The sequence below is a fragment of the Variovorax sp. W2I14 genome (genome assembly GCF_050435205.1).
Classification (GTDB): Bacteria; Pseudomonadota; Gammaproteobacteria; order Burkholderiales; family Burkholderiaceae_C; genus Variovorax; species Variovorax paradoxus_C.
The window spans coordinates 4,520,812-4,545,486 of the sequence record NZ_JBNDJX010000001.1 but is presented as its reverse complement, the minus strand read 5'-3'; the positions used below and the strand labels follow the sequence as shown (position 1 = coordinate 4,545,486).

Genomic DNA, 24,675 nt, shown 5'->3' with positions numbered 1-24,675 from the left:
AGCGTAGGCGTCTTTGCGTTTCCGATGTTCGGCATGCCGAACGTGGGAGGCGAATCCACCACTGCACCGTACCGCGGCGCACGAAGCCCTTCGGGAGGCAGTGCGGCGCGCGTCCGTCGGTCCCCACGACGTTGTTGCCCCGAACGATCCCGAATGTTCGGCATGCCGAACATTCGGGACTGCGTGGGCGCCTGCGCCGTCGGCCCTAGCGGTGGAGGAAGGTGGAAACGAAGAGAGAGCAAAGCCCTTGTACGGCTAGAAGGGCAGGATAGACTGGCGTCAGACATTGTTTACTGCAACGGCGTTGCAATGACCAAGACCTCTCAACCCAGCCGCGTGATAGGTACACGGGTGCCGCCCGAAACGAGGGCACGCTTCGCCGCGCTGGCGGCGCGGCATCATCTCAGTGCGTCGACTCTGCTCGCGAAGATGGTCGACGAAGTGCTCAAGACCAACGGCGACATCTCGCCGGACTCGGTTGGACAGCGCTCCTCACGCGAAACGGAAAGCGGCAATGGCGAGGCGGATCGCATCACGCTGCGGCTTCGCAAGGGCGATAGAGCTCTCGCGGCCGCACGAGCCCGTGCCCGCGGAATGAAGGCCGGCAGCTACCTGGCCCTGCTGATCCACAACCATGCGCGTGACGCGGCCGTGCTGCCACCGAACGAACTGGACCAGGTCAAAGTGACCGTCGCCCGACTGGCCGCGTTGCAACGGCAGCTTCGAACGTTCGGCATGCCGAACATTCAGGCCGAGCCGGGGGCATCGGACCTCAGCGAAGCGATCGCGTTGGTCCGGCGGGAAGTCGAGGCGGCACGCGAAGCCACGGCAGCCATCGTGCGCCGCAACCTCATCAGCTGGGAGACCGGCGAAGGGAACCGCCATGCCTAAGCAGATCGTGCGCGTGGACAGAAGCGGCCACGGCTCGGCCGGAGGGTCGCGCGACATGACCCTGGACATCGTGAGCTACGGTCGGCGAGGGCCGGGTGCCACGCTGCGCCTCGGCGCCGACCAGATTGCGCAAATTCAGCGCACTGTGGGGCGCACACCCGAGGTGATGGTGAAGGTCTCGGGCGGCGGACGGGACGTCGGCGGCGTCGAGGCCCATCTGCGCTACATCGGCCGGCACGGCAAGCTGCCGATCGAAACCGACGAGGAACTGACGCAGCAGGGGCGAGGTGCAGCCAAGGAGATTACGGCCGACTGGCAGCTTGAGCTTTGTAGAAGCCAGTACAAGCCGAGACCCGCGCCGGGGCAAAAAGATACGCGTGCGAAGTTGGTCCACAACATCGTCTTGTCCATGCCTGCCGGCACGCCACCGGAAAAGGTACTGGCTGCGGCGCGTGTCTTCGCACGCGAGAACTTCGCGCTGCAATATCGCTACGCCATGGTGCTGCACACTGATCAGCCGCACCCGCATGTGCATCTGGTGGTCAAGTGCGAGCACGAGTTCGAGCCCGGCAAGCGTCTCTACATCCGTAAGGACACGTTGCGCCAGTGGCGCGAGCAGTTCGCCGCGCTGATGCGTGAGCAGGGCGTGGCGGCCAATGCCACACCGCGCCAAGTGCGAGGGCAGACTCGCAAGCCGTACAGGGGTGCAATCCATCATCGTCTTCGCGCGCTGCGGGCATTTGGGCAACTGCCCCCCAGCGACCGGGCCAAGCATCGGCCGCCGAAGACCTCGACCTTCATCCGGGCCAAGCTGGACAGCGTGCTCAAGGCCTTACAGACACAGCGAGGCACCCTGGACGCCGGCAAAGAGACCATGCAGCGCACGCGGCAGGAGATGGTGGCGGGCTGGCACGCAGTTACGGATGCGCTTCGAAGTCAGGGCCAGGCTGAGTTGGCCGACCGGGTGGAACGCTTCGTCGCACGCATGCCGGCCGTGCAGACTGATGCGCAGCGATTGGCGGATCGATGGAGGGAGACAGAGAGAAGTCGAGCGCCGGAGCGCGCGGATGCCAACTCGTCTAGGCCACGTGTCCGATGATGGTGGAGTCGTCGAGCCATAGCGGGTGGCGATTCAATGGTGTGTATTCCGTAGCGAACGGGCAATCAACTTCAATGCATATCGAACGGGAATCATGCGGAACGCATGCGCGCAATGCGTTGCCCGACCTACTGAGCTCCTCCCGAGTCAAGAACGTCTTGTATCGAGGGACGCTGAACGTTCTCGAAGCATTTACGTGCACAAGATGGTGAGCTTGGTTAGGTGCTTCTCGTCCGCGTACCGCTGCGATGAGCCCGGCGGGGTGATGCAGTAAAAACTGGGATGTATGTGGTTTTAGCCGCTCGACTGAGAACGCCAACGGGTTCGTGTGCGCTATCGGCGGGCCGTAGTCGGTGTCCTTCGCGAGCACGACAAAGCGGCACTCGGGATGTTTGGCCGCCAAGTAGCCAAGATAAAAGACCAGATGAAAGTCCAGCGAGTTCGCTCCCGGGCGCGCGATCGGTACGAGCGTGGAGCGGGGGCTGTCGGCCTCGAAAGCTGCCTTCCGCTTGAGCTGGTGTGGGCCGTAGAACGCCCATGCCTCACCGGCTTCGCCTAGCCATGCCTCCACCTCCAGCGGGGACGGCTGGACGTTTTCCAGATCGATCAGCAAGTGAACGCCGGTCTCCATGTTCAGGCCGTGCCGCGGCAGCGCGGGTAGTCCGAACATCCCCAGAACTCTTGGCCGGCGTTGGTGCCCTTTCGCGCTGTGCGTCGCACCATGGATTGGGCGCACCTGGGGCAGCTCGGCGCGGTTGTCTTCGCAGCTTGGAGTGCTGCGCTGCGGGCCTCCCTCGCTTGGTTGCGATCATCAGGCTTTGCAGAAGAGCTGCCTCGGGCCTGCTTCAACAGTCGGTGCAACTGCTGGCCATCGAGCAACCGAAGGTTTCGCCCGCTGGCGAACGCTTCGGCTTCCGGCGTAAATCGACCGGACGTGACAACGAATCCACCAGCGGCTCCCTTGGCCGCCATGGCGCCGTAGAGTTCGCGCACCACGGGCACACCAACCTTGAAGGCCCGCCATTGCTTGCACTGCACCAGGTATTTCTCTCCGTCCTTGCGAAGCATGAGATCGATGCCGTCGTCCGGGCCCGGCTCGAAGTTTTCCACGACCTGATAGCCCTGCAGGCGGAAGCCTTCGCCGACGAGCACTTCGAACTCCCGCCAACTCATGCCTTGAAGAACGTCTGACGCGTCCGAGTCGGTCACGTTGTCCACGAGCACTCGACGTGCGCGGCGGCGCCAAGCGGAAATCGCTGCGCCGGCGAGGCAGAGGATCGGCACGACATACTGCCCGGCAGTCGCGAGGCCACGGCCGACGGCTCTAACCATCGCATTCCCAACCTCGCCAGGGCCCATGGTGCTGGCAAGGGGTGCTGCCGCAATACGGTGGAGCAGCAAATAGCCGGCAACGGCCAGGATGACCCCGACATACCAAGGCAAGAGTGCGATCAGGTCGATCAAGTCTTCCGCGGGGCTGGTTCTTTTTCGGCGGGCCATCGTGAACTCCTCCTTCGGGCAGATTCTGCCCAAAAGCGATCAAACTCGATACAGTCGGTTACGTGATGCTGGCGGCCTGCGGACGGGCTGCAGCCTAGAACGCTGCCGCTTGCATTTCCTACGACGCATCACAGCAACCATCGTCAAGACGCATGCCTCTTTTTCAACTCTCCGAAAACAACCTCACCGCCGTCGCGCAAGACGACTTTGTGGACGAACGAACGCTCCAGCACCTGATCGAGAGAAACCTCAAGGTGGTTTTCAACTCGCGATTCATTGCAACCGAATTTCGCACGGGCCAGGTGCACGCGGGGCGGATCGACACGCTGGCTCTTTCGGAGGACGGCAATCCCGTCATCATCGAATACAAGAACGTTCCCTCCTCGGAGCTGATCAACCAGTCGCTTTACTACCTTGCCTGGCTGAGAGACCATCATGGCGATTTCGAGATTGCCGTGCAGAAAGCTCTGGGGTCTGGTGTCGAAGTCGATTGGTCCGAGATACGGGTGATCTGCCTCGCGCCCAGCTACAAGAAGTACGACCTGCACGCCGTTCAAGTGATGGGTGCAAACATCGAGCTGTGGACCTTTCGACGTTTCGCAAACGGTGCCATTTATTTGGAAGAGGTCTTTCAACGGTCCGTGTCCGAGACCACTGCGACTCTCGAAGGCAAAGACCCGGTGATGGTGGCGGCCGGCAAGAAGGCGGCCCTGACAAGAGCACGGGGCGGTTGGACTTTCGAGCAGCACCTGGAATCCAAACCACAGCAAATCGCCGATCTGGCCGTCGAGATTCAGGAGTTCATGCTGGCACTCGATCCTACGATCGAGGAGGCGCCCAAGAAGCTCTACATCGCATACCGCTCTTCACAAAACATCGCGTGCGTAGAAGTTCAGCAGAAGAAGATTCTCGTCTTCCTGAAATTGGATCCTAAACAGCATGCAGGCCCACCGGGAATATTCAGAGACGTGTCCGACATTGGGCACTTTGGAACTGGTGATCTTGAGGTGTCTATAAAGACGCAAGCGGACTTTGAACTCGCCAAGCCCTTTGTCAAACTTGCATATGACAAGGTTGGCGGTTGATCAAAAGTCAAGCGGATCACTTCAAGATGGAAATCAACAGAGGCGCGTCGAAACACAGCCTCGAACAAGAGCGGCCGTTGAAACTGTCTTACCAATAGTCCGCCTTAGACTGGTTGCAGTCTTTGAAGTTTTTGTGGCCACGGTGCCAGAGAGTTAGATCGCGGGACTATGCAAGCCGTTTTGGCCTAGGACATTCGGGGACCGAGCTTTAAAGAGCTTCAACGTTTCGGACAATCCTATCGAGCGACACGAAAGACATTGAGTTTGCGTCGGCAGCCCGCACTACCTCTGACGCAACGCCGTACGGTTTAAGCTTGCGGACCATGTCGCTGATGATGGCAATCGCCTCAGCTCTGCCGTACAGCTTTTTCCGGCGCTTTGCGACGTCTTTGGCAAAGTTGGAGATCAACTGTTCGGATTCTGATTCCCCAGCCTTATTGTTCTTTTTTAGGATTGTCAATAATGAATTGCAAGCAGATTCGGCCTCGGTGAATATCCGTTCGGCAAACGCAATATGAAGGTTGTCGCAGCACCTTGAAAGACCGCTAAGGTAAACCCGCGCATTCTCAACCATCAGAGAATTGGTCTCAGACTGATCGCTCAACGCATGCGCGGCGAGGAGTGCATTCTCCGTTCTGTGTCGTAGCATCCCTTCGCAAACGCCCCATTCAAAATAAAAACCGCGATGAGTTGGTTTTGTATCGAAATTTCGGAAGAGCCTGACCGCCTCATCGGCATTCCCCTGTCGGCGATAGAGAGATGCGAGCTTGGTGAGTTGGTGAAAGGATGCATCAGTTTCGTAGATTCTCCGGGCGATGTCGATCGCAAGTCGTGTCTTGCCGGACACGAATAGCTTCTCTGTCATTTCAAATCGCCAAAAAGTCAAGTCAATAACTTGCTCTCTTCTAGAGCGCATGACTTCGGAAATTGCGAGATTGATGTAGTACTGGGAAATGTCCTCGTTAAACCTTGTTTCAAGCACTTCAACTAGAGCGGCAGCAATATATTTGTGCCGGGTGAAAATGCTTGTCGCCGTGCTAGTGGCAGCAGCCTCCTTACCGAGCTGCCGAAGGACCTCGCTCTGCAATTTAGGGATCGACAGTTCCAAAAGCCCAGCGAGCGTAGCGAAGCTGAGCTTGTCGAATCCCTCGACGTGCATTGCAGCGATATAGCCGAGCACGTCCTTCAACGTTTGTCCGGTCGGCAACTCAACCACTGCCAGCTTCTCAAGCATTGATTGTGCATGTTCAATCAAGTCGTTACCGTGCCGGGACATTAAGAGCGCACCAAAAAAAGCGTCGGAATTTCCCTTTGACTCCTTCCTAGCATAAAAGCGTAGTTTCTCTGCGCGCTGATCTTCCGGCAGCAGTGCGAGCTCTTCGCCTAGTCCTTTGCTTCCAAACGCTCCCCAGGACTTGACGATGAGATCTGCGTCTCTGAGGCTGAGATCTTTCAGGATCTCTTCCTTGAACTTCGCCTTGAACGTCCAAGCTAGGCTCTTCGCGCCGGACGCTTGCCAATCTGAATCCCTGCTCGCCAGCAGGAAATCAATGCGCCCGGTGTAACCGTCGAATCCGACGTCGATGAAGCGCAAGACGTCTTTCGCGACCTGATCTGCTTCATCGATCACGAGCAGCCAGTCGTCGTGACTGCGGAAGGTCTCCAACAACTCCGCACCGTTGAATGGGCGAGTGTGATTTGTTCGGAAAAGTATTTTTTTCGATTTATTCGCGCGCAGTATTTCTAGGCCACACTGCAGGAGTGCTGTTGTCTTGCCTTCGCAGCCCGCACCCAACAGGACGCAAATAAATGGCGTCGTTGTATCGTGTCGATAATTGTTCGACACCTTGCCGACAATTTCTCTTCGAGGAATCGAATCCGACAGCGCGATAGACCAACTGGGAGTCGCGCCATCGAAATATGCGATCGACTCGTCTTCATGGAGCTTCTCGGTGCAGCGCTCGAGGGTGGTCAGGTCCTTGATCTCCCACCCCACAAGGCGTTGGTTCTTCTGCTTTGGCGCGTAGTCTGGCTTCGTTCGCGCACGCGGCGCCTCAATTTCCCACCAGTCGCCATTCCTATAATTTTCATGGAATCGGGCGCCGTCCAGCGCCCAGCACTGATTGGGGAAGCTCCAGGTGAAAGGTTGAAACCGCATCAGACCGGACTCAAGATCAGCTGCTCCCCACATAAATCCGTTCTTCCACTTCCCGCCCTCTGGGCATTGCCAGCCGGCTCCGGACTGGACGGCAAGAAACTCCCCTGCGCCATTCAGAGTGTTCGAAAACGACTCTGCGTGCATGTGGCCATGCAAATAGAGAGCCTGTTTGGCTGCCAAGAGTGAGTGGACGGTTTGCCTATGGGGCGGGTAGATCCAGTCGAGCGGATGGTGCCCAAGCACAAACGTGAGGGCACAATTCGGAATTCCTTCAAGCGCGTCTCGCAGAATGGCGAAGCCCGGGGTGAGTGCTTCCTTGTCCTTTTCCCCATCGCACAGCCAAGCAGTGTTCAGTCCGATGATTCCGATCTTCGCCGAATTGATAGTTCTCTCGACCACGAAAGCGCCACGGTCAGATTTGATTTCCGTCGAGTTTACGCATAAATTGTGTTCGAAAAAATCTTCGAATCGCTTGGTGAGCATTTCGCGCCGCAGCGCTGATCCTTGGTCGGTATTAAATGCGCGAGATTCCGATCTGACGAACTTCTCTTTGCTGAATTCCTCGTTGACGTGACGATTCAAATCGTGGTTACCTGGAACGGTAAAGATATTGTCCAAAAACTCGCTTCCAAAGAGCTCGATGATCGGCGCAATGAGGTGCTGAACAAATTGCTCGTACTCAGACTTCTTCCCAGAATTAGCGACGTCGCCCGTGATGAAGATGAAGTCAGGAGTAACTCCCTTGGCCTGAGCTTCCTTCAGGTGCTCGATGATTTTCTTTGCAGAAAAGGCCTGATCGTAAAGGTGGATGCCGAAGTGAAAATCGGAAAGATGAAGCCATTTAACCGAGTCGGACATCGTCTTGTTCTTTCTTAGTTTTGTGGTGCTTCATCAGGCACCCGCGAAAAGCGCTCATCTGCATCGTTGAGCCTTACGCCTCCACCCGATCAAGTTGACCTGAATAAAGCTACCCACTTGTGCGCCGATTGTGCCAAACCATGAATAGGAGCAATCGGGCGCCAAGTTCGACGATGCGAAAGCCGCAACCACGGCGTTGCGGCGCCGTTGGCGGCGCGACGCCTACCGCTGCGTAGCCGCCCCTTCAGGTATGCCCGCTCCAGACTGAGAGCCGCCGATCACCTTTTCAACATTGAACGACTGCTGCTCGCATGAGCGGGCATTCGGAATCTGCCGCGGACAGGCTTTGAACATCAGTGCATGACACAGCTAGCGTCCTCTGCGAGGGAAAAGCTTAGGCGTGAAGAGACGCAGGTGCGCGCGACCGGCGCCTAAGTTCGTCGAGTAAAGGCAGTTTCGCTCCTTTTGTTTGGCAACGCAGAGCACTCATCGGCGGCGTCCTGTAGGTCCGCCTTGTCTAAACGATGGATAGTTGCCGTGGTCGCAGCGCGGTACCAGACGTGCATGCGCCTGTGCGAGGCCAGGGGGCCCGTCAGGCTCAAATGCCGTTGAGAAACTCCGATGGGCCGTTGTAGAACCTCTTGCCATTCGTCAGGTTTTCATCGAACCCGCTATAGAGCAGATGTACTTCGTCGCGGGCCCGGGTCACACCGACATAAAACAGCCTGCGGGCTTCTGCCATTTGCTCCGGTGTCCTGTCGAAGAATTTAGGAGATGGCAAGTGGCCTTGGTCCAAACCCAACATGATGACCACGTCGTACTCGGTGCCCTTTGCGGAGTGCAGGGTGAGCAGATTTAGCTGCTTGGGCGCGCCGTCGCGCCGACCGAGTTCCGCCTTAGCGGTGCCCTCAAGCACGCCACCCTTTCCAAGCGCTCCGTGCATGGCGTCGAGCTGTGCCACTTGGTCGGCAAGCTCCGGGCGGGTCGCTTCCAACTCCGTGAACAGCTCCTCCCGTAGCTTCTGAACGAACTCCAGCGCAGTGCCCTTGCCGCGGTTGGACCACAGGAAGCGAGTGAGCCTTGCGCGAGCGTCTCGGGCGCGGGCATCGCTCAGGCTGCCGTGGAAAGAGCGCCAACGCCCTTGCAGGTCGCGCAGCGGTGGAGACGCTATTTCCCAGCCGTCAGCACACCAGCTTGCGCAATCCTCAATCCACCCGGTCAGCGGTACCTTCTTGTATGGAGCCGCATTGTCAATGCGGACAAACGGACGACCGGCTCTGGTTGCCTCGATGGCAGCGATGTCGCCGACGTTTTTGTTTCGGTAGAGAACCGCGATGTCACCAAGCTGACGACCCCGGCGAGCCTTCAGAGCCGCCGGCACAAGTACCTTCATCGCGTAAGCGGCTTGGTCTCGCAAGCCTTCGTCGCACTTATGCGTCTTGACGAACGCCTGGTGGCTCGGGTCCGAGGACTCGTAGCCGCGGTCCTTCCCAAGCGCCTTCTGAGCGACCTCGATGATGCCGGTGCCGCTTCGGTAATTCACCTTTAGGGGGATGGTTGCGATACCGTTTAGCTTGGAGAGGTCCTCCAGAAGCTCACTGTTGGCACCTGTGAAGCCGTAGACCGACTGGTCAACGTCTCCTACGGCGATGAGCCGCACGCCTCCGTCGAAGGTAAGCCGCCGCACGATGCGGTCAAGCGCACCGCCAAGGTCTTGGTACTCGTCGACGGCGATGACTGGGAACTTAGCCCGGATGACATGGAGCACCCAGTCCTGCTCGTAGACCAGGCGCTGGCCGTAATGCACGATGTCGTCGAAGTCAATGAGACTGTGCTTTCTGAGCGCAGCTTCGTACGCTTCGGCCAAGCCCGTGAGTTCCTCGTTCTGCTTCCAGGCTTTGGCTTGCCGGTCTAGATGGACTCTGCGGTGCAGGTCGACTTCGTCCTTGCGCGTGGGCTGGCCGATGCCGCGCAGCTTCTCGGCCGCGTTCTTAAAGATTTCGCGCGCTTGTGACTCGGTTGCAACCTTCAACGGATGCGGCAGCTGCAACCCCGCCAACCGGGCCAAGGGCAGCAGCAGCTGCATGAGGCAGAACGAGTGCACCGTTCCCACAAACAGGCGCGGGGACTGCTCCAGTCCGAGTTGCCGCAGCCGGCGCACAAGCTCTCGCGCCGCCTCGTTGCTGAAGGTGATGCAGGCAACACCACGCGGCGCCCGCACGTCCTCGGCCATGACGCGCGCCAGCTTGGTGACAAGCGTCTTGGTCTTGCCGCTACCCGGGCCCGCGAGGACGCAGACGTTTCCGGTCGACTCATAGGCCGCCCACTGGCCGGCGTTGGCGCGCAGCTGCTCGGCAGCTTCGAGGTACTTAGGACTCGACTGGGGAGAAGCCATTCTGGATGAAGGTGAAGGCCTTCTTCATGTACTCGGGGCAGTGCGCCGCCTTGACGTGACCTGCAAGTGCTTGCGCGAAGCGCCCCTTGCCGACATTTTCGACCAGGCCGAGGAACTTGTCTTCATCCAGGCTGGCCGGGTCGTCGAGCCACTGCTTGACCATGGCCTGACGTTTGGGCCCATACGTCGAAGCAGCCTTCGCGAAGACCGCGGCCATCGCTGCGCCCATGCCTGCCTCGAACAGGTCGACCTCCAACGTGGTGGAGTTGACGAAGATTCCGTCGTTCTCCGCGTACTCGAACAAGCCGTCGGCGTCGTACTCGTCCAAGTCCTCGTCGTCCATGCCAAGGTGCTTGAGCAGTTTGCTCACCCTTCCGTACGCCAAAGGCGAACCATCGCCCACGGGGTCGCGGTCGGTCAAAACGATGAACGGGATGTCAAGACTATCCGGGCCGACCAGCTTCACATACGGCAGGAAGTTGGTGCCGGCGACGGAGCACACCGTAACGCCCAGCGAGTCCAAGTCCAGACCGCGGGCGGTGGCAAACGCCGGCACGAGGAACCGCTCGGCGTCACCTTCAACGAAGATAATGCCGCGCGCGAAGAACAGCTCACCGCGCGTCACGTCGATGTAGCGCTGCAGGTCGTCTTCGTCGTCGACAGTGAGCTCCACTTTCGCCGCAGAGGTGATGACGGTTGCTTCGTCGCCCGGGTCTTCGCGCAGCAGCACGATTGAACGCAGCGGCGCGACGCTTGCGATGTGCGGCGAGTGCGTCGTGAGGATGGTGGTGACATTCTCAGGTGCGTCGCCGTCCGCACCCAGGTAGTGCCGGTAAACCAGGCGCTGCACATGGGGGTGCAGGTGAGCCTCAGGCTCTTCGATGGCCAGGAAGGTGTGGCTGCGTTCACCAGCTTTCACTGCCCGTTCGAGTTCCAGCGCTTTGAGCGTCAGGAACAGGAGGTTCGCGGTTCCGAGACTCGCGTCACCGATGCCGCGGGCGCCGCCGTCGATTAGCAGGCGCAGGCTTCGGAGCAGGACGTCGACATTGGTGGGGGCGACGCCTAGAGCGAGCGACACTGCGTGCTCATCGCCAACCATCTTCTCCAGACGCTGGGCCACCTTCTGCGCGGCCGCAGCCACCTCAGGACGGGCGGCCAAGCCTTCGCTCGCATCGTTCACGAGCTTCTGCAGCTCCGCGCGCGCCTTGTCGTCCAGGTTAGCCGTGAGCTCCTCGATGATGGGTCGAAGCGGCGAGCGCCGCCAGTTCAGCAGGTCGCCTTCGGCATCACGCAAGGCGAACAGGTAGTCCATCGGCAGCTCGCGCCTTTGGAGGGCCGTGAAGACGTTGTCCTCATCCGTCCCGCCGAATACCAAGAACTCGTAGTCCGCCAGACTCTCGGGCTCTTTACCTTTCAGGTCAGCTTTGGGCCGGTAGAGATAGGTGAGCCGAGCCACGGGCGGCTCCTTCTCAACCAGGCATCCCGCCAGTACCGCCAGCAGGTTGTCGTTGTCCTCAAAGTCGGTTAGTTCGACCACGACCTCCACCTCGTAGCCCAGCTTTTCGTCGCCCAAGCCGTCCCAAAAGTCCTCGAGACCAAGTTGCCGCTCGCGGTCGGGCAGACTTGGGTCCAGCACCAGCCGCAGTGCCTTGAGAAGGTTGCTCTTGCCGACCTTGTTCTCGCCAACGACGACTAAGCTGTCATCGGTAGCGAAGTCTACCGAGTCAAAGTTCGCGAAGTTCTCGATTGCGATGCGACAGATCCGCATGACCTTCTCCTGGTGGTATCTCTTTAGTTCGTGTCAGTCTATCGCTTGCCCCGCTCGGCGAGCAGTTCGGTGACCCGCTTGATTCGTTCCAGTGCCTCCTTGAGGACCGTGGGCGTCACACGCTTTGGTCCTGCAGTTCTGACAATTGGTCCTCGGCGCGGAGGATCCGGTCTTCCCGCAGCAGGTTGAGTGCAGCCGCTTAGTGCTAGAGAGCGGTAAATCATCCGCTGGCTGCCAGCGACAGCAACCGCTGCAAAGCAGACGCCACCATCGAAAAAATGCGAACGAGCCTGGCACCCTCGCCGCCGAATCGCGCAATAATCCATCAAGACCAGCCAAGTGCACCACCTGCAATTTGCATTGCACAGGTCTTAGATGGTCTGGTGTACCCGAAGTTGTACCCATAGAACCGGAACAGAGACTGAAAGCAAGTATTGGCGCAGGTCGCGAACGATTTTTCGATTCCGCCCCAGCTTGAGCGGGGCTCGAACTGCTTACGAGTTTTCGAAGAATCAATAACTTACCGCTGCGATTCACGGTTTGTGATTCGATTCCATGTTTCGTTGAGGCTGGCTTTCATTGGTCTTTTCAAAAGAGCCTTTCTTGCAAGCAGTACCCCTGGCGTTCCACTCAAGCAAGCCGAATGAGCAACTTGGCCAAGCGATCCGGGGACGTGATCATGGCATCGTGTCCCGTTTGCAATCCTGATAGATCCATGATGCGTCCGCGCGGATCCGTGCCTTGGCCGAATCAAAGACAGGGAGTCGCGGCGACTGACACGCCACATAGCTACGCCTGATGCCGACGCCCAATCTGTTGTCGAGCCGAATGGGTTGGAAGTAGTTCGCCGCCGGTTGCGCGGTGAGTCTGGCCTGCACCCACGCAACATCTTCGGGTTGTTCGAGGCCGAAGAACTCCGCCCGTATCGGCGGATAAGCGGGATCACCCATCGCGAGCGTTGCGGCGAGTTTTGTGCGCGCCTCCTCTGGCATGTAGTCGGAAGCCTTCTCGCCTTCGGACGGTACGAATGCATCCACGTAGATCAGCGAGCGAAGCTTGCCAGAAGCAGCAAGGCGGTCTGCGGCGCCGCGAAGAACAACGCGAGCAGCGGCTTGCCGGCAGCCACCCGGCACGGTGAGCTGGCGGCCCGCGAACTGCGCGATGAGCAATTCGCTCCAGTCGCCCGAGAAGATCCAGGCTTGAACAGATGCCGTTCGAAGTGCCCTTGCTGAGATTCTTGGGAACGTTGTTGCTGACGAGCAGCGGCCAAGAGTTCCGAGGCTCGTCTTGGACCTTGCCATCAAGAATGAAGTCCATATCCGGGCCGCGCTGCGTCTTGCGCAGCCAGGCGCGAGTCGCAGCGTTAGGCTAACGTTCTCATCGTTGCTGCAATGCAGCGATCGTGAGTGATGTAGTGCTCGAGAGCCCTCCTTCTGCGCCTGCGAGTACTTGGGGACCAGCCCGCATGGCCGCAGGCAAATCGAGCCGCTGCTCGTATTCGCGGTGCCAGCCCTTCAAGGCATTCTTGGTCGGATAAACCCAGCTGAAGAATGTTCGCCCTGACGCGTTTGCCGAGCTTGCATCCCCACCACCATGCGAAGCTGGGGTGGCTACAGAATCAAGGCGTGCTGCCTTAGCCTGAAGGCCGCAGAAGTTAAGGCGCTCGTGCCATTGCTGCTATGGAGCTAAGTCGCTGGCAAGTGACCGCTGTCCCGAGACGATCCTATGTTGCCAACTTGATGAACTCGGGTATCGACTCAAGTTCGACGGCCGGAACGAGCCAAATACTTTTGTCTGTAAGCACCAAAGCTAATTCAAACAAGCGAAGGAAGTCGATGCCAATGAGGCACTGACAATCCATGTTTGAAATCGTGGCTACACCTTCTCGACTCCGGCCCCCGAAACCGACGGTCGTAAGTGCCATGATCATGGCCGTCTGGCTTCCGTTTGCCAGCGTGGCCAACGTCGTGCCGATGGGCTGGAGTCCGTGGGGCTCGGCTTGCGGCTGAGAGATTAGGAGGAAGCCACTGAACCCCGTATCCACCGTGACCGTAAGCTGCTCAGGATGCCCGCGTGTTCCCGCGACAAGAAGGTCAACGCAAGGCTTCTTGCCTTTATAGAATCCGCGCCGCGCCGGCATCATCAGAGGCAAAGAAAAAGCTCATTCGGTAAGCGCTAGCTGATCCGATGCGCACCAAGTGCACAACACATTCAGGAATGGACGCTCTTGCCTGTTCGATGGCTTCTTCTGGGTACTCTGCGACGAAGGCCTGTTGAGAATGAATGTCGATCGCAGCAAACTGTGCTGGATGTTCGGCTTCAAACCGTTGTTTGTACTTTTCCGCGTAAATCTGTTCTCCAAGCAAGGCGATAGCACGCGGATCGTCCAGTTCAGCGAGTGCGCTCATACGCGCCGCGCTGCGGTGAGTTTCATCTTCATGATGGGCCTTTTTCGCAGAGTTAAACCGATGCGCAAGCGCGCCATTTACGGCATTTGAAATCAAGTTCACGCAGTTGCAAAGGTATTTATCCCTAGGAAGTCCACAGAGTTATCCACAAAGTTTGTGGATAACTTTGTGGATACGGCCAAAATTGCAAGCCCCGACCGGCATTTGGGGAGGTGTGGTGCAGTGGATACTTGCTGAAAGAGCGCAGCGCGCTGTATCGACGTAGCCACGAAAGCATCAGAAATGACGCAGCCAGAACCGCGAATCGGGTGTGGGCTAGCAATCGTGCAGACGTCTGCACGCCATCTTCGAAGCCGTTGATCGAGAGGCGCTATGTGCCCAGGGTTGTCTTGCTGCCATATGTGACAACGGGCTAGGCCCGTAGAGACCAATGATGGCGTCCAGCCCTGTTCAGTGAGAGTTGCAGCTGCGCCGCTGCATTTTGCAACAGGCGGGACATTTTGGGATTTGCCGGTACTTTTGTCGGTACTTTTCCGAGTCGAAGTTGGAAAATCTAGTACTCATGCGGCTTGAAGCCTGTTTTGTCGTTCCTGGCGGCGGACCACATGCACAAAGCAAAAGGCCGGGAGCTTCCCAAAGCTCCCGGCCTTTCTTTTTTCCCTCATTAAGAATGATTCTCACGCGCAACTTTAGAATGGGCGCCTCCGAATCGCTCTGAATGCTGTGCGCGTCCTGCGCACGCGCTGCTCCATGCACAAGTTTCCATTGGCCAGGCCACTCGCGCTCGCGGGGACCTTCTCTCTTGCTTCTCTCATCTCGCCCGTTTCTCACGCGCAGACGGCCGATGCCGCCGCCGATGTGCCTGGACAGCTCAGCACCGTCACAGTCGAATCCAGCGCGACCAACGGCTTTGTTGCCAACAGCGTGGAGGCCGGCACATTCAGGGGCGCCGGCATCCTGGATGTCCCTGCAACGGTCAACACCGTCACGCGCGACGTGTTCGAGCTCCAGGGCGCGGCGGGCATCTACGACGTGCTGCGCAACACCGCCGGCGTCACGCGCCAGCAGAACGGCGGCGACACCTTCGACCAGCTCGTGATCCGCGGCATCGCCGTCGAGAACCGGACGAACTACCGGCTCAACGGTTCACTGGCGATTCCCAACATTTCCGAGATTCCCATGGAGAACAAGGAGCGGGTCGAGGTGCTGAAGGGGGCCTCGGCGCTCTACTACGGCTTCACCACGCCGGCCGGCATCGTCAATCTTGTGACCAAGCGAGCCGGCAGCACGCCGGTGAGCTCCGTCGGCCTCACCGTCGACGACAAGGGCACGTTGCAGGCCTCCACCGACATCGGGCGCCGGTTCGGCGACGAGAACCAGTACGGCCTGCGAATCAACGCGGCCGGCGGCCGCATCGGCTCCAACATCGACGGGGTGGACGGCAACCGCCGGTTCGTGTCGGCCGCCTTCGACTGGCGCGTCAACAACCGCCTCACGCTCAAGGCCGACGTCGAGAACTACCGCAAGCGCATCACCGAGCAGGCCGGCATCGCGAGGCCGGCGGCCGCCAACGGCGTGATCACCTTGCCCGCGCTGCCGGACCCGGACAAGCTCTTGGGCCCGGCCTGGGCGGTCTTCGACGCCGAAGTCACCAACACCCAGCTGCGCGCCGACTATTCGCTCGGCGGCAACTGGGCGTTGATGGTGGAGGCCGGCCACTCCGAAGCCGAGCGCGACCGCAGGCTCGCCAGCTTCAGCAACTACAACGTGCGCACCGGCGCAGGCCGCATCACCGGCAACGACCAGAGCCTGAAGCAGACGTCCGACCTGTTGCGCACCGAGCTGTTCGGCACCTTCTCGACCGGTAGCGTGCAGCACGAGCTCACGATCGGCGCCGCGCAGAGCAAGAAGACCCAGGACCCGATCTTCCAGCGCAACTACGGTGGCGCGAGCACCGTGCAAAACCTCTACAACCCGGTCGTCATCGGCTACCTGCCGCTGACCGCGTTGCCGACCCGGCCCACCACCGGCGCGCAGGACAGCCAGGAGCTGGGCCTCTACGCGCTCGACCGCATCACCTTCTCGCCGCAGTGGCAACTGGTGGTCGGTGCGCGCCATACGCACTTCGAGAGCACGCAGGGTGCCAGCGCCACGATCCCCTCGATCGCCTTCGACGTGCGCAAGACCACGCCGCTCGCAGCGCTCAGCTACAAGTTCACGCCCGACCTCGTGGGCTACGTGTCGTATGCGCAGGGTGTCGAGGAGGGCGAGATCGCACCCGCGGGCACCGCCAACCAGAACGCCCACATGCCGCCCGGCATCAGCAAGCAGAAGGAGATCGGCCTGCGCTGGCTCACCGGCGGCGGCATGCTGCTGTCCGGCGCGGTGTTCGACATCGAGCGCCCGGGCGCCTACACCAACAGCGCCAACACCTTCGTGGCCGACGGGCGGCAGCGCTACCGCGGTCTTGAAATCTCGGCGCAGGGTCGCCTGACCCGCGCCCTGGCGTGGCAACTCTCGGCCCAGTCGCTCGATGCCGAGTTCCGCGACATCAACGCGCAGTACAACGGCAAGCTGCCCGAGAACACCGCCCGGCAGACGGCCAGCGCTTTCCTCTCGTACGACATCGCGGCGGTTCCCGGCCTGTCGGTCAACGGCGGGGCGTACTACACGGGGCGGCGCCCGGTCGACGACCTGAACCAGGCGTTCATCGGCGGAAACACCATCTTCGGCCTGGGCGCGCGCTACGTGACGCAGCTGTTCGGCAAGCGCACGCTGTGGCAGGTCAACATCGACAACGTCGGCGACAAGCGCTACTGGGCGGCGGCCGGCACGCGGCTGGCCGTCGGCGCGCCGCGTTCGATCAAGGCCACGCTCAAGATCGATCTCTGACATGGCACTGCTGCGGCGCGTCTGGTTCCAGATCCACTGGTTCATCGGTATCACGGCCGGGTCCGTGCTCGTGGTGATCGGGCTGACCGGCGCCATGCTTTCCTTTCGCGCCGAAATCGTCGACGCGATCAATCCCGAACTGCGCCATGTGTCCAACCTGGCTGGCGCGGCGGCGCTGCCGCCCGCGGCCCTGGTGGAACTTGTGCAGGCGGCTCATTCCGAGCACCGGATCGCCGCGCTCACGGTATTCGCCGAGCCCGGACGACCGGCGCGCGTCAATTTCGCGCCACCGCCAGGCCAGCGCCAGGGGGAGGTGCGGTTGGTCGACCCCTTCACGGCCGAGTTGCTGCCCGAGCCGAAGGGCGATGCCTTCTTCGAGTTCGTCGAGAGCCTGCACCGCTGGCTGCTGCTGCCTCGGGATACGGGCAAGCCCGTCACCGGCACCCTGGCCGTGGGCCTGTTGATCCTGGCGTTGTCGGGTCTCTATTTGCGCTGGCCGCGCCGCCCGCTCGCCTGGCGGGCCTGGTTGAAGCTGGACTTCGCGCTCACCGGCCGCGCCTTTCTTTGGAACCTGCATGCGGTGGCAGGCACCATTGCGCTGCTGGCGTACCTGGCGTCCAGCCTCACGGGCATGTACTGGGGCTTCGATGCGCTGCGCACGGTGGTGGACAACGCGGCGGGCGAGGGGCGCATGGTCCGCTCGCAACGCATGCAGGCCGACAGCACCGCAGCCAAGTTGGCCAAGGCGACCGCAGTGCCCAAGCCCGACCTGCAGCGCGCGTGGCAATCCTTCCTGCAGGAAACCCAAGGCGACTGGAGCCAGGCCACGTTGCGCCTGCCGACGCGCAATGCAACGCAGATCGAGGCAACCTACCTGCGTGCCAATCCCGAGCACGAGCGCGCACGCAATCGCCTCTATCTCGATGCGGCCACCGGTGAAGCCACGCGGCATGACCGCTATGCCGACAAACCGCTGGCAGGCCGGCTGGTCAACAGCATCTATCCGCTGCACATGGGAACCTACTGGGGCATGCCGGGCCGCATCGTGATGATGCTCGCCAGCCTGGGCCTGGCGTTGTTCGCGATCACCGGGTGGATGCTCTATCTCGGACGTCGGCGCACGAAGCGGGCGGTGCGCGACGAGCGCGCACGGCTGAGCCCGGCCCTGCCGCCTATCGGCCGCGGCGCCGAACCCGTGCTGCTCACCTTCGCGACCCAGACCGGCCACGCGGAGCGCATCGCGCTGCAGACGGCGGCGGCGCTGCAATCGGCCGGCGTTGCGGTGGTGCTGCAGCCGCTGGTCCGCTTGAGCGTGGATGCGCTGCAGCGCTATCGCAAGGTGCTGCTGGTGGCCAGCACCTTCGGCGATGGCGATCCGCCGGACAGCCTGCGCGCCTTTGCGCGCCAGTTCGCGCGGCAGACCGGCTCCGGCCTGCAGCACGTGCACTACGGGCTGCTCGCGCTGGGCGACCGGCACTACGCCAACTTCTGCGGTTTCGGCAAGGCGCTGGACCAGGATCTGCGCGGCCATGGCGCGCAGGCGCTGTTCCCGATGATCGAGGTGAGCAATGGCGATGCCGGCGCCCTCGAGCGCTGGCGGCAGTCGCTGGCCGACGCCTTCGCGGTGCGGGTCGATACCTTGCAAGCGCACCAGCAAACGCATCAGCCGACGGCGGCCCCCTTCGAGCCGTGGCGCCTTGTGCGCCGCACACTGCTCAATGCAGGCAGCCAGGGCGATCCTCTCTTCGAGATCGAACTGGCCCGCCCCGGTGCCGCCGCGTGGGAGCCCGGCGCGCTCGTCGAACTGCTGCCGCGCCAGTCGGGCCCCGCGATCGAGCGCTTCCTGCGCGACGCCGGGCTCGACGGACGAACGCTCGTTCGTTGCGATGGACTCGAGCGCACGCTCGAAGACGCCCTGGCCCGCAGCGCGTTTCCTGTTGCGTCCGCTGCCACAGCGCAGGCGTTGGCAGACACGCTGCTGCCGCTGGCGCCGCGCAGCTACTCGGTGGCATCGATCACCGCCGACGGCTATGTGCAATTGCTGGTCCGCCAGGCCCGCCGCAATGGCGAACTGGGACTGGCATCGGGCTGGCTGACCGAGTGGGCACCCGTGGATGCCGCTGTCGAATTGCGCCTGCTGCCCAATCCCGCGTTTGCATTGGTCGACGACGACGCGCCCTGCATCTTCATCGGCAACGGCTCCGGTTTTGCCGGCCTGCGCGCACATCTTCGCGAGCGTGCGCGGCGAGGACACGGGCGAAACTGGCTGGTGTTCGGCGAGCGCAACGCCGCACACGATGCCTTCTGCGCCGCGGAAATCGCGCAATGGCAAGCGGCCGGCGCGCTGGAGCGCGTCGACCTGGTGTTCTCCCGCGATCAGCCGCAACGCCTTTACGTGCAGGACAGGTTGCGCGAGGCGGCCGACGCGCTGCGGCAATGGATGGTCGATGGCGCTGTGATCCATGTCTGCGGCAGCCTCGAAGGCATGGCCCCGGGCGTCGATTCGGCGTTGCGCGAAGTGCTGGGGGCATCGGCCTTCGACGACCTGATCGCACAGGGGCGCTATCGGCGCGACGTCTATTGACGTGTCAAGGCACGGGGCCGGCCGCGAACTATCATTGCCCCTGTCTTTGAGCCGTCCCCGAGGCAGGCTTTTTCTTTCCCCCGCGACGATTCACCACGCGCCGGCATCGCCGGCGTGCACATGCAAGATTTCCACCCATGACGGAGTTGACTGATCTGGACGAGGCCAGCCTGGCAGAACATGCCGCGGAGTGGCGCAAGCGCGCCCTGCGCGGCGAGAAGCAGGCGCGCGGCATTGCGCACGCTCTTGAAACCGAAATGCGCCGCCGCTCCGGCGACACGGTCACCCAGAACATCGACCTGGACACCCGCCCGCAGGCGCTGCGTCTCGCGCCACGGCCCTGGTGGAAATTCTGGTGAGCCGTCTCTTCTTCAGCGCCGCGGCGCGTGAAGGACCGCGGCGGTTGCAGGGCTGCACAGACCCTGACACCATGGCCGCATGCCTTACCAACTCCATTACTGGCCCACGATCCAGGGCCGCGGTGAATTCGTGCGGCTCGCGCTCGAAGCAGCGGGTGCCGACTATGTCGATGTGGCGCGGCTGCCCGAATCCAAAGGCGGTGGCGAATCGGCACTCGGCGAGCGGCTCGGCGATCCCAACAACGCCCGCGCCGCCTTTGCGCCGCCCTTCCTCGTCGACGGCGACATCGTGGTGGGCCAGACCGCCGCGATCCTGCTGTACCTCGGGCCGCGGCTGGGGCTCTCGGGCGTCGGCGAGTCCGACGGCCTCTGGGCGCATCAACTGCAGCTCACCATCGCCGACGCGGTGGCCGAGGCGCACGACACGCACCATCCGATCTCGACCGGTGCGTACTACGAAGACCAGCGCGATGCGGCCGTGCAGCGCGCACGGGCCTTTCGCGAAGAGCGCATTCCCAAATTCCTGAACTGGTTCGAGCAGGTGCTCCAGCGCAATCCCGCGGGTGATCTGCATCTGGTCGGCGACATGCTGACCTATGCGGATCTCTCGCTGTTCCAACTGGTCGATGGCTTGCATTACGCGTTCCCGAAAGCCACCGCGCGGGCGCTGGCCCGCACGCCGGCCGTCGAGAAACTGCACGCCAACGTCAAGCGCCGCCAGCGCGTGCACGACTACCTGCAGAGCGCGCGCCGCATCGCGTTCAACGAGGATGGGATCTTCAGGCGGTATGCGGAGCTGGACGGTTAGCCGCCCGGCTCGTCATTGCCGTCATTGCGAATACGCAACGCCGTCTCATACAGCGCATTGCGCGGCGCTCCGCTGATCTCTGCTGCCAACCTCACCGCGGTCTTCACCGGCAGTTCGGCCAGCAGCAGACGAAGCACGCGCTCGCCTTCAGCGCCGCCGTCGCCGCTCACCGCGACCGGATGCAGCACCAGCGCGAACTCGCCACGCACGCGATCGCGATCGGCGGCAAACCAGTCGGGCAGGGTGCTGGCCGCCACCGTCGCGATGTCCTCGAACTGCTTGGTGAGCTCGCGGCCCACGGTGATGCGGCGCTCGCCCAGCACGGCCAGGGCGCGCGCGAGGCTTTCGATGCGGTGCGGCGCTTCCAGCAGCACCACCGCGCGCGGCTCCTGCGAGAGCGCCTGCACGGCGGTGTCGCGCTCGCCGGCCTTGCTCGGGAGGAAGCCCGCGAAGACGAAGGCGCTGCTCGCGTTGCCGTCCGCACCATCCGCCACCAGTCCGGCGGCGCCGATCAGTGTCGTGACGCTGCTCGCGCCCGGCAGCGGCAGCACGCGCTGGCCCGCCGCGCGCACGGCCGCGACGAGCCGCGCACCGGGGTCGCTCACGCCGGGCGTGCCGGCGTCGCTCACATAGGCGATGCGCTCGCCTTGCGCGAGCCGCGCGACCACGGCCTGTGCGGCCTCGGCTTCGTTGTGCTGGTGCACGGCCAGCAGCCGGGCGCCGGGGCGGTCGATGCCGTAGGCGCGCAAGAGGCTCTGTGTGTGGCGCGTGTCCTCGCAGGCGATCACGTCGACCAGCTGCAGCACATGCAGCGCACGCAGCGTGATGTCGGCCAGGTTGCCGATCGGCGTGGCGACCACGTAGAGCGTGGCCTGCGGATAATGCTGCGCACCCGCGGCGTCGTGCGCGGCCGCAAGGGCGGCGCCGAAAGAAGCAGGGGCGAGTGAGGCCAAGAGGTTTCTCCGTGAGAGCGAACGACAAAAAAGAGAAGACGGCAGGGAGCCATGAAGACCAACACCACAACGAAGCGCCGCGGCGATGCGGCGGAAGACGCCGCGCTCGAACATCTGCAGGACGCCGGCCTCGCGCTGATCGCCCGCAATTATCGAACGCCCGGCCGCGGCGGCGGCGAGATCGACCTGATCATGCGCGATCCGCGGGGTTCCGGCGGCGGCACGCTGGTGTTCGTCGAGGTCCGCCAGCGCAGCGCTGGTACGCACGGCGGTGCGGGCGGCAGCATCACCGGGACGAAGCAGCGGCGTATCGTGTTCGCTGCGCAGCACTACCTCGGCCGGCTGCGCTCGGTGCCGCCATGCCGCTTCGACGTGGTGCTGGTCGAGGAGAAAATCACCTGGCTCCAGGCGGCGTTCGACGCGGCCTGATGCGCCGGACGAGGGAACTGAAGCCTTGCTGAAGGCTCCACAACTCACACGTTCTGTTTCACAGCCCCCAGTTATCATCCCGCCCCATGCTCGAGCAACGGATTCAGCAGCACTTCATCGACAGTGCCGACCTCAAATACCAGACCGGACCGGTCCTCAGCAAACCCATCTCTCAAGCGATGCAGGCCATCCTGGCCTGCGTGACCAGTGGCGGCAAGGTGCTGGCTTGCGGCGCCGGCGTGTCGGGCCTGCTGGCCACGCAGTTCGCCGCGCAGTTCGTTGGCCGTTTCGAACGCGAGCGCCCTGAACTGGGCGCCATTGCACTGCCCGGCGATGCCACAGACCCGAACGCCGACAGCGCGAGTGCGCTCGATGCCGACCGCTTCGCCCGCCAGGTGCGCGCGCTGGGCCAGGCCGGCGACGTGCTGCTCGCGTTGAGTGCCAGCGGTCAGTCGGCCGCGGTGCTCGCCGCCGTGCTGGCGGCACATGAGCGCGACATGACCGTGGTCGCGCTGCTCGGCAACGCCGTCTCGGGTCCGCCTGCGGCGCCTGGTGCAGGCAGCAGCGGCACCGGCGGCGTCATCGGCCGTGCGCTGCGCGAGACCGACGTCCAGATCAGCGTGCCGCACGAGCGTGCGGCGCGCATCCATGAAGTCCACCTGCTCGCACTGCATTGCCTGTGCGACGGCGTGGATGCCCAGTTACTCGGAGAACAGGAAGCTTCCTCATGACCATGAAGACCATGACGGCCACGTCGACCCAGCGTTTCGCCCTCGCACTCACCCTGGGTGCCGCCCTGGTCGCAGGCCTTTCGGCCTGCGTGCCCCTCGTGGTGGGCGGTGCCGCGGTGGTGGGCGTGGGCATGGTGGCAACCGATCGCCGCAGTTCGGGCGCCCAGCTCGACGACCAGGGCATCGAACTGCGCGCCGCCGCCCGCGTGCGCGACATCGCCAACGACCAGATGTACGTGAGCGTCACCAGCTTCAACCGCCAGGTGCTGCTGACCGGCGCGGTGGGCAACGAGGCCGACCGCCGCCGCGTCGAGGAAGAAGTGAGCCGCGTGGTCAACGTGCGCTCGGTGGTGAACGAGCTCACGCTCGGCGCGCCCAGCACCTTCCAGGACCGCTCGAACGACCTCTACATCACCGGCAAGGTGAAGGCCTCGCTGCTCGATGCGAAGGACATCTTCGCCAATTCATTCAAGGTGGTCACCGAACGCGGCGTGGTCTACCTGATGGGCATCGCCACGCGGCGCGAGACCGATCGCGCAACCGAGATCACGCGCGGCGTGGGCGGTGTGATGAAGGTGGTGCGCGTGGTCGAGGTGGTGAGCGAGGCCGACCTCGCCGCGAGCCAGGCGGCGAACCAGGCCGCGGCACAGCGCGGCGGCACGGGCCCTGCGCCGGTGAGCAACGCGACGCCTTCGGCGCCTTCTTCTTCATCCTCTTCCTCGCGCGTGCCGCTGCCGCCGATGGAGCCGCTGCCCGCGCCGGGCTCGGCGCCCGCGCAGCCGGCGGTGACGACCTCGCCGGTTCGCTGAAGCAAGAAGGCCCGCTTCCGCGGGCCTTTTTCATTTGAGGCGGATGATCAGGCTCGAGGTGTCCCAGCGCCTGCCGCCGGCCTGCTGCACGTCGGCATAGAACTGGTCGACCAGCGCCGTCACCGGCACGCGTGCGCCGTTGCGCTTGGCTTCGTCGAGCACCAGGCCCAGGTCCTTGCGCATCCAGTCGACGGCAAAACCGTAGTCGAACTTGCCGTCGATCATGGTCTTGCCGCGGTTGTCCATCTGCCAGCTCTGGGCCGCGCCCTTGCCGATGACCCCGAGCACGGCTTCCATGTCGAGGCCGGCGCGCTGGCCGAAAGCAATGGCCTCCGACAGCCCTTGCACCAGGCCCGCGATGGCGATCTGGTTCACCATCTTCGCGAGCTGGCCCGCGCCGCTCTTGCCCAGCAGCGTGACCGCGCGCGAAAACGCCGCGGCCACCGGCTTGATGCGCTCGAACGCGGCCGCGTCGCCGCCGCACATCACGGTCAATGCGCCGTTCTGCGCACCGGCCTGGCCGCCGGACACCGGCGCGTCGATGAAGTGCAGGCCCAGCGCCTCGGCGGCCTTCGAGAGTTCGCGCGCCACGTCGGCCGAAGCGGTGGTGTGGTCGACGAGCACGGCGCCCTTCTTCATGCCGGCGAAAGCGCCGTCGTCACCCAGCACCACGGAGCGCAGGTCGTCGTCGTTGCCGACGCAGCAGAAGACGATGTCGGCGCCCGTCGCGGCTTCGCGCGGGGTGGCGGCATGGCGGCCCGGCGGACCGAATTCGGCGGCCCAGGCCTCGGCCTTGGCCGCCGTGCGGTTGTAGACCGTGACGCTGTGGCCGGCCTTGGCGAGGTGGCCGGCCATCGGCCCGCCCATGACGCCGAGGCCGAGAAAGGCCACCGTCTGCGCGGGGATGGATTCGTAGGTTCGGGTGTTGATGCTGCTCATGGGGCGAGA

At 62.7% G+C, this 24,675-nt stretch carries 19 protein-coding genes and 1 pseudogene; 10 read left to right on the top strand and 10 right to left on the bottom strand.

The genetic code is table 11. The features are described from left to right. Positions 1 to 309 precede the first annotated feature (309 nt). Both QF040_RS21360 and QF040_RS21355 read left to right on the top strand, forming a co-directional pair. On the top strand, positions 310 to 891 hold the full coding sequence (locus QF040_RS21360) for a hypothetical protein (RefSeq protein ID WP_429612712.1): 582 nt from the start codon (positions 310 to 312) through the stop codon (positions 889 to 891). Next, positions 884 to 1,990 (top strand): relaxase/mobilization nuclease domain-containing protein, encoded by a 1,107-nt coding sequence (locus tag QF040_RS21355; protein WP_429612711.1) that lies wholly within the window; start codon positions 884 to 886, stop codon positions 1,988 to 1,990. The genes QF040_RS21360 and QF040_RS21355 overlap by 8 nt, the downstream gene beginning before the upstream one ends. Here QF040_RS21355 and QF040_RS21350 read toward each other — a convergent pair. Further along, positions 1,971 to 2,660 carry a PIN domain-containing protein gene (locus tag QF040_RS21350; protein ID WP_429612710.1) on the bottom strand — a complete coding sequence of 230 codons (690 nt, stop codon included), beginning with the start codon at positions 2,658 to 2,660 and terminating at the stop codon, positions 1,971 to 1,973. The two genes, QF040_RS21355 and QF040_RS21350, sit on opposite strands and share 20 nt — an antisense overlap. Further along, entirely contained in the window at positions 2,624 to 3,490 is an 867-nt protein-coding gene (locus QF040_RS21345; RefSeq protein ID WP_429612709.1) for a restriction endonuclease, read from the bottom strand. The genes QF040_RS21350 and QF040_RS21345 overlap by 37 nt, the downstream gene beginning before the upstream one ends. A gap of 152 nt (positions 3,491 to 3,642) precedes the next feature. Between QF040_RS21345 and QF040_RS21340 the strand changes: the two genes are divergently transcribed. Beyond that, entirely contained in the window at positions 3,643 to 4,575 is a 933-nt protein-coding gene (locus QF040_RS21340) for a DUF5655 domain-containing protein (RefSeq protein WP_429612708.1), read from the top strand. A 208-nt stretch (positions 4,576 to 4,783) separates the two neighbouring features. On the opposite strand, the gene QF040_RS21335 is transcribed toward QF040_RS21340, so the two are convergent. The 6 genes and pseudogenes from QF040_RS21335 to QF040_RS21310 form a co-directional block, all read right to left on the bottom strand. Next, complete coding sequence (locus QF040_RS21335) at positions 4,784 to 7,591, bottom strand: metallophosphoesterase family protein (protein ID WP_429612707.1); 2,808 nt, start codon at positions 7,589 to 7,591, stop codon at positions 4,784 to 4,786. Between the two features lie 598 nt (positions 7,592 to 8,189). After that, a complete protein-coding gene (locus tag QF040_RS21330; protein WP_429612706.1) occupies positions 8,190 to 9,986 on the bottom strand; it encodes an ATP-dependent helicase in 1,797 nt (598 codons plus the stop codon). Further along, positions 9,961 to 11,754: an ATP-dependent nuclease gene (locus QF040_RS21325; RefSeq protein ID WP_429612705.1), complete on the bottom strand. Its 1,794-nt coding sequence runs from the start codon at positions 11,752 to 11,754 to the stop codon at positions 9,961 to 9,963. The genes QF040_RS21330 and QF040_RS21325 overlap by 26 nt, the downstream gene beginning before the upstream one ends. A gap of 677 nt (positions 11,755 to 12,431) precedes the next feature. Continuing rightward, on the bottom strand, positions 12,432 to 12,923 hold the full coding sequence (locus QF040_RS21320) for a hypothetical protein (RefSeq protein WP_429612704.1): 492 nt from the start codon (positions 12,921 to 12,923) through the stop codon (positions 12,432 to 12,434). 200 nt (positions 12,924 to 13,123) lie between these two features. Further along, positions 13,124 to 13,333: pseudogene (locus QF040_RS21315) on the bottom strand (IS3 family transposase); the annotation flags it as partial. Between the two features lie 535 nt (positions 13,334 to 13,868). After that, positions 13,869 to 14,264, bottom strand: coding sequence for a hypothetical protein (locus QF040_RS21310; RefSeq protein WP_429612703.1), 396 nt, complete (start codon positions 14,262 to 14,264; stop codon positions 13,869 to 13,871). 648 nt (positions 14,265 to 14,912) lie between these two features. On the opposite strand from QF040_RS21310, the gene QF040_RS21305 reads away from it, so the two are divergent. The 4 genes from QF040_RS21305 (at position 14,913) to QF040_RS21290 (ending at position 20,805) form a co-directional block, all read left to right on the top strand. Next, positions 14,913 to 17,054, top strand: a complete 2,142-nt coding sequence (locus QF040_RS21305; protein WP_429612702.1) for a TonB-dependent siderophore receptor — start codon at positions 14,913 to 14,915, stop codon at positions 17,052 to 17,054. A 1-nt stretch (position 17,055) separates the two neighbouring features. Beyond that, positions 17,056 to 19,638, top strand: a complete 2,583-nt coding sequence (locus QF040_RS21300; RefSeq protein ID WP_429612701.1) for a PepSY domain-containing protein — start codon at positions 17,056 to 17,058, stop codon at positions 19,636 to 19,638. 137 nt (positions 19,639 to 19,775) lie between these two features. Next, positions 19,776 to 19,997, top strand: a complete 222-nt coding sequence (locus QF040_RS21295; protein WP_307647206.1) for a hypothetical protein — start codon at positions 19,776 to 19,778, stop codon at positions 19,995 to 19,997. 79 nt (positions 19,998 to 20,076) lie between these two features. Next, a complete protein-coding gene (locus tag QF040_RS21290) occupies positions 20,077 to 20,805 on the top strand; it encodes a glutathione S-transferase (protein ID WP_429612700.1) in 729 nt (242 codons plus the stop codon). Here the strand turns inward: QF040_RS21290 and rsmI are convergent. Continuing rightward, positions 20,802 to 21,758 (bottom strand): 16S rRNA (cytidine(1402)-2'-O)-methyltransferase, encoded by a 957-nt coding sequence (rsmI, locus tag QF040_RS21285; RefSeq protein ID WP_429612699.1) that lies wholly within the window; start codon positions 21,756 to 21,758, stop codon positions 20,802 to 20,804. The genes QF040_RS21290 and rsmI overlap by 4 nt on opposite strands. A gap of 51 nt (positions 21,759 to 21,809) precedes the next feature. On the opposite strand from rsmI, the gene QF040_RS21280 reads away from it, so the two are divergent. The 3 genes from QF040_RS21280 (at position 21,810) to QF040_RS21270 (ending at position 23,727) form a co-directional block, all read left to right on the top strand. Further along, a complete protein-coding gene (locus tag QF040_RS21280; protein WP_429612698.1) occupies positions 21,810 to 22,187 on the top strand; it encodes a YraN family protein in 378 nt (125 codons plus the stop codon). 86 nt (positions 22,188 to 22,273) lie between these two features. Next, on the top strand, positions 22,274 to 22,918 hold the full coding sequence (locus QF040_RS21275; RefSeq protein ID WP_176661900.1) for an SIS domain-containing protein: 645 nt from the start codon (positions 22,274 to 22,276) through the stop codon (positions 22,916 to 22,918). Further along, entirely contained in the window at positions 22,915 to 23,727 is an 813-nt protein-coding gene (locus tag QF040_RS21270; protein WP_429612697.1) for a BON domain-containing protein, read from the top strand. The genes QF040_RS21275 and QF040_RS21270 overlap by 4 nt, the downstream gene beginning before the upstream one ends. A 30-nt stretch (positions 23,728 to 23,757) precedes the next feature. Here QF040_RS21270 and QF040_RS21265 read toward each other — a convergent pair whose 3' ends face one another. After that, the gene (locus tag QF040_RS21265) at positions 23,758 to 24,666 is read right to left on the bottom strand and encodes an NAD(P)-dependent oxidoreductase (RefSeq protein ID WP_429612696.1); all 909 of its coding nucleotides are present in this window, start codon (positions 24,664 to 24,666) and stop codon (positions 23,758 to 23,760) included. Between the last annotated feature and the right edge of the window lie 9 nt (positions 24,667 to 24,675).

Excerpts from the sequence above, each read along its gene's own strand:
- QF040_RS21360 (WP_429612712.1), top strand. The coding sequence starts at position 310 with ATGACCAAGACCTCTCAACCCAGCCGCGTGATAGGTACACGGGTGCCG.
- QF040_RS21355 (WP_429612711.1), top strand. The coding sequence starts at position 884 with ATGCCTAAGCAGATCGTGCGCGTGGACAGAAGCGGCCACGGCTCGGCC.
- QF040_RS21350 (WP_429612710.1), bottom strand. The coding sequence starts at position 2,660 with ATGTTCGGACTACCCGCGCTGCCGCGGCACGGCCTGAACATGGAGACC.
- QF040_RS21345 (WP_429612709.1), bottom strand. The coding sequence starts at position 3,490 with ATGGCCCGCCGAAAAAGAACCAGCCCCGCGGAAGACTTGATCGACCTG.
- QF040_RS21340 (WP_429612708.1), top strand. The coding sequence starts at position 3,643 with ATGCCTCTTTTTCAACTCTCCGAAAACAACCTCACCGCCGTCGCGCAA.
- QF040_RS21335 (WP_429612707.1), bottom strand. The coding sequence starts at position 7,591 with ATGTCCGACTCGGTTAAATGGCTTCATCTTTCCGATTTTCACTTCGGC.
- QF040_RS21330 (WP_429612706.1), bottom strand. The coding sequence starts at position 9,986 with ATGGCTTCTCCCCAGTCGAGTCCTAAGTACCTCGAAGCTGCCGAGCAG.
- QF040_RS21325 (WP_429612705.1), bottom strand. The coding sequence starts at position 11,754 with ATGCGGATCTGTCGCATCGCAATCGAGAACTTCGCGAACTTTGACTCG.
- QF040_RS21305 (WP_429612702.1), top strand. The coding sequence starts at position 14,913 with ATGCACAAGTTTCCATTGGCCAGGCCACTCGCGCTCGCGGGGACCTTC.
- QF040_RS21300 (WP_429612701.1), top strand. The coding sequence starts at position 17,056 with ATGGCACTGCTGCGGCGCGTCTGGTTCCAGATCCACTGGTTCATCGGT.
- QF040_RS21295 (WP_307647206.1), top strand. The coding sequence starts at position 19,776 with ATGACGGAGTTGACTGATCTGGACGAGGCCAGCCTGGCAGAACATGCC.
- QF040_RS21290 (WP_429612700.1), top strand. The coding sequence starts at position 20,077 with ATGCCTTACCAACTCCATTACTGGCCCACGATCCAGGGCCGCGGTGAA.
- QF040_RS21280 (WP_429612698.1), top strand. The coding sequence starts at position 21,810 with ATGAAGACCAACACCACAACGAAGCGCCGCGGCGATGCGGCGGAAGAC.
- QF040_RS21275 (WP_176661900.1), top strand. The coding sequence starts at position 22,274 with ATGCTCGAGCAACGGATTCAGCAGCACTTCATCGACAGTGCCGACCTC.
- QF040_RS21270 (WP_429612697.1), top strand. The coding sequence starts at position 22,915 with ATGACCATGAAGACCATGACGGCCACGTCGACCCAGCGTTTCGCCCTC.
- QF040_RS21265 (WP_429612696.1), bottom strand. The coding sequence starts at position 24,666 with ATGAGCAGCATCAACACCCGAACCTACGAATCCATCCCCGCGCAGACG.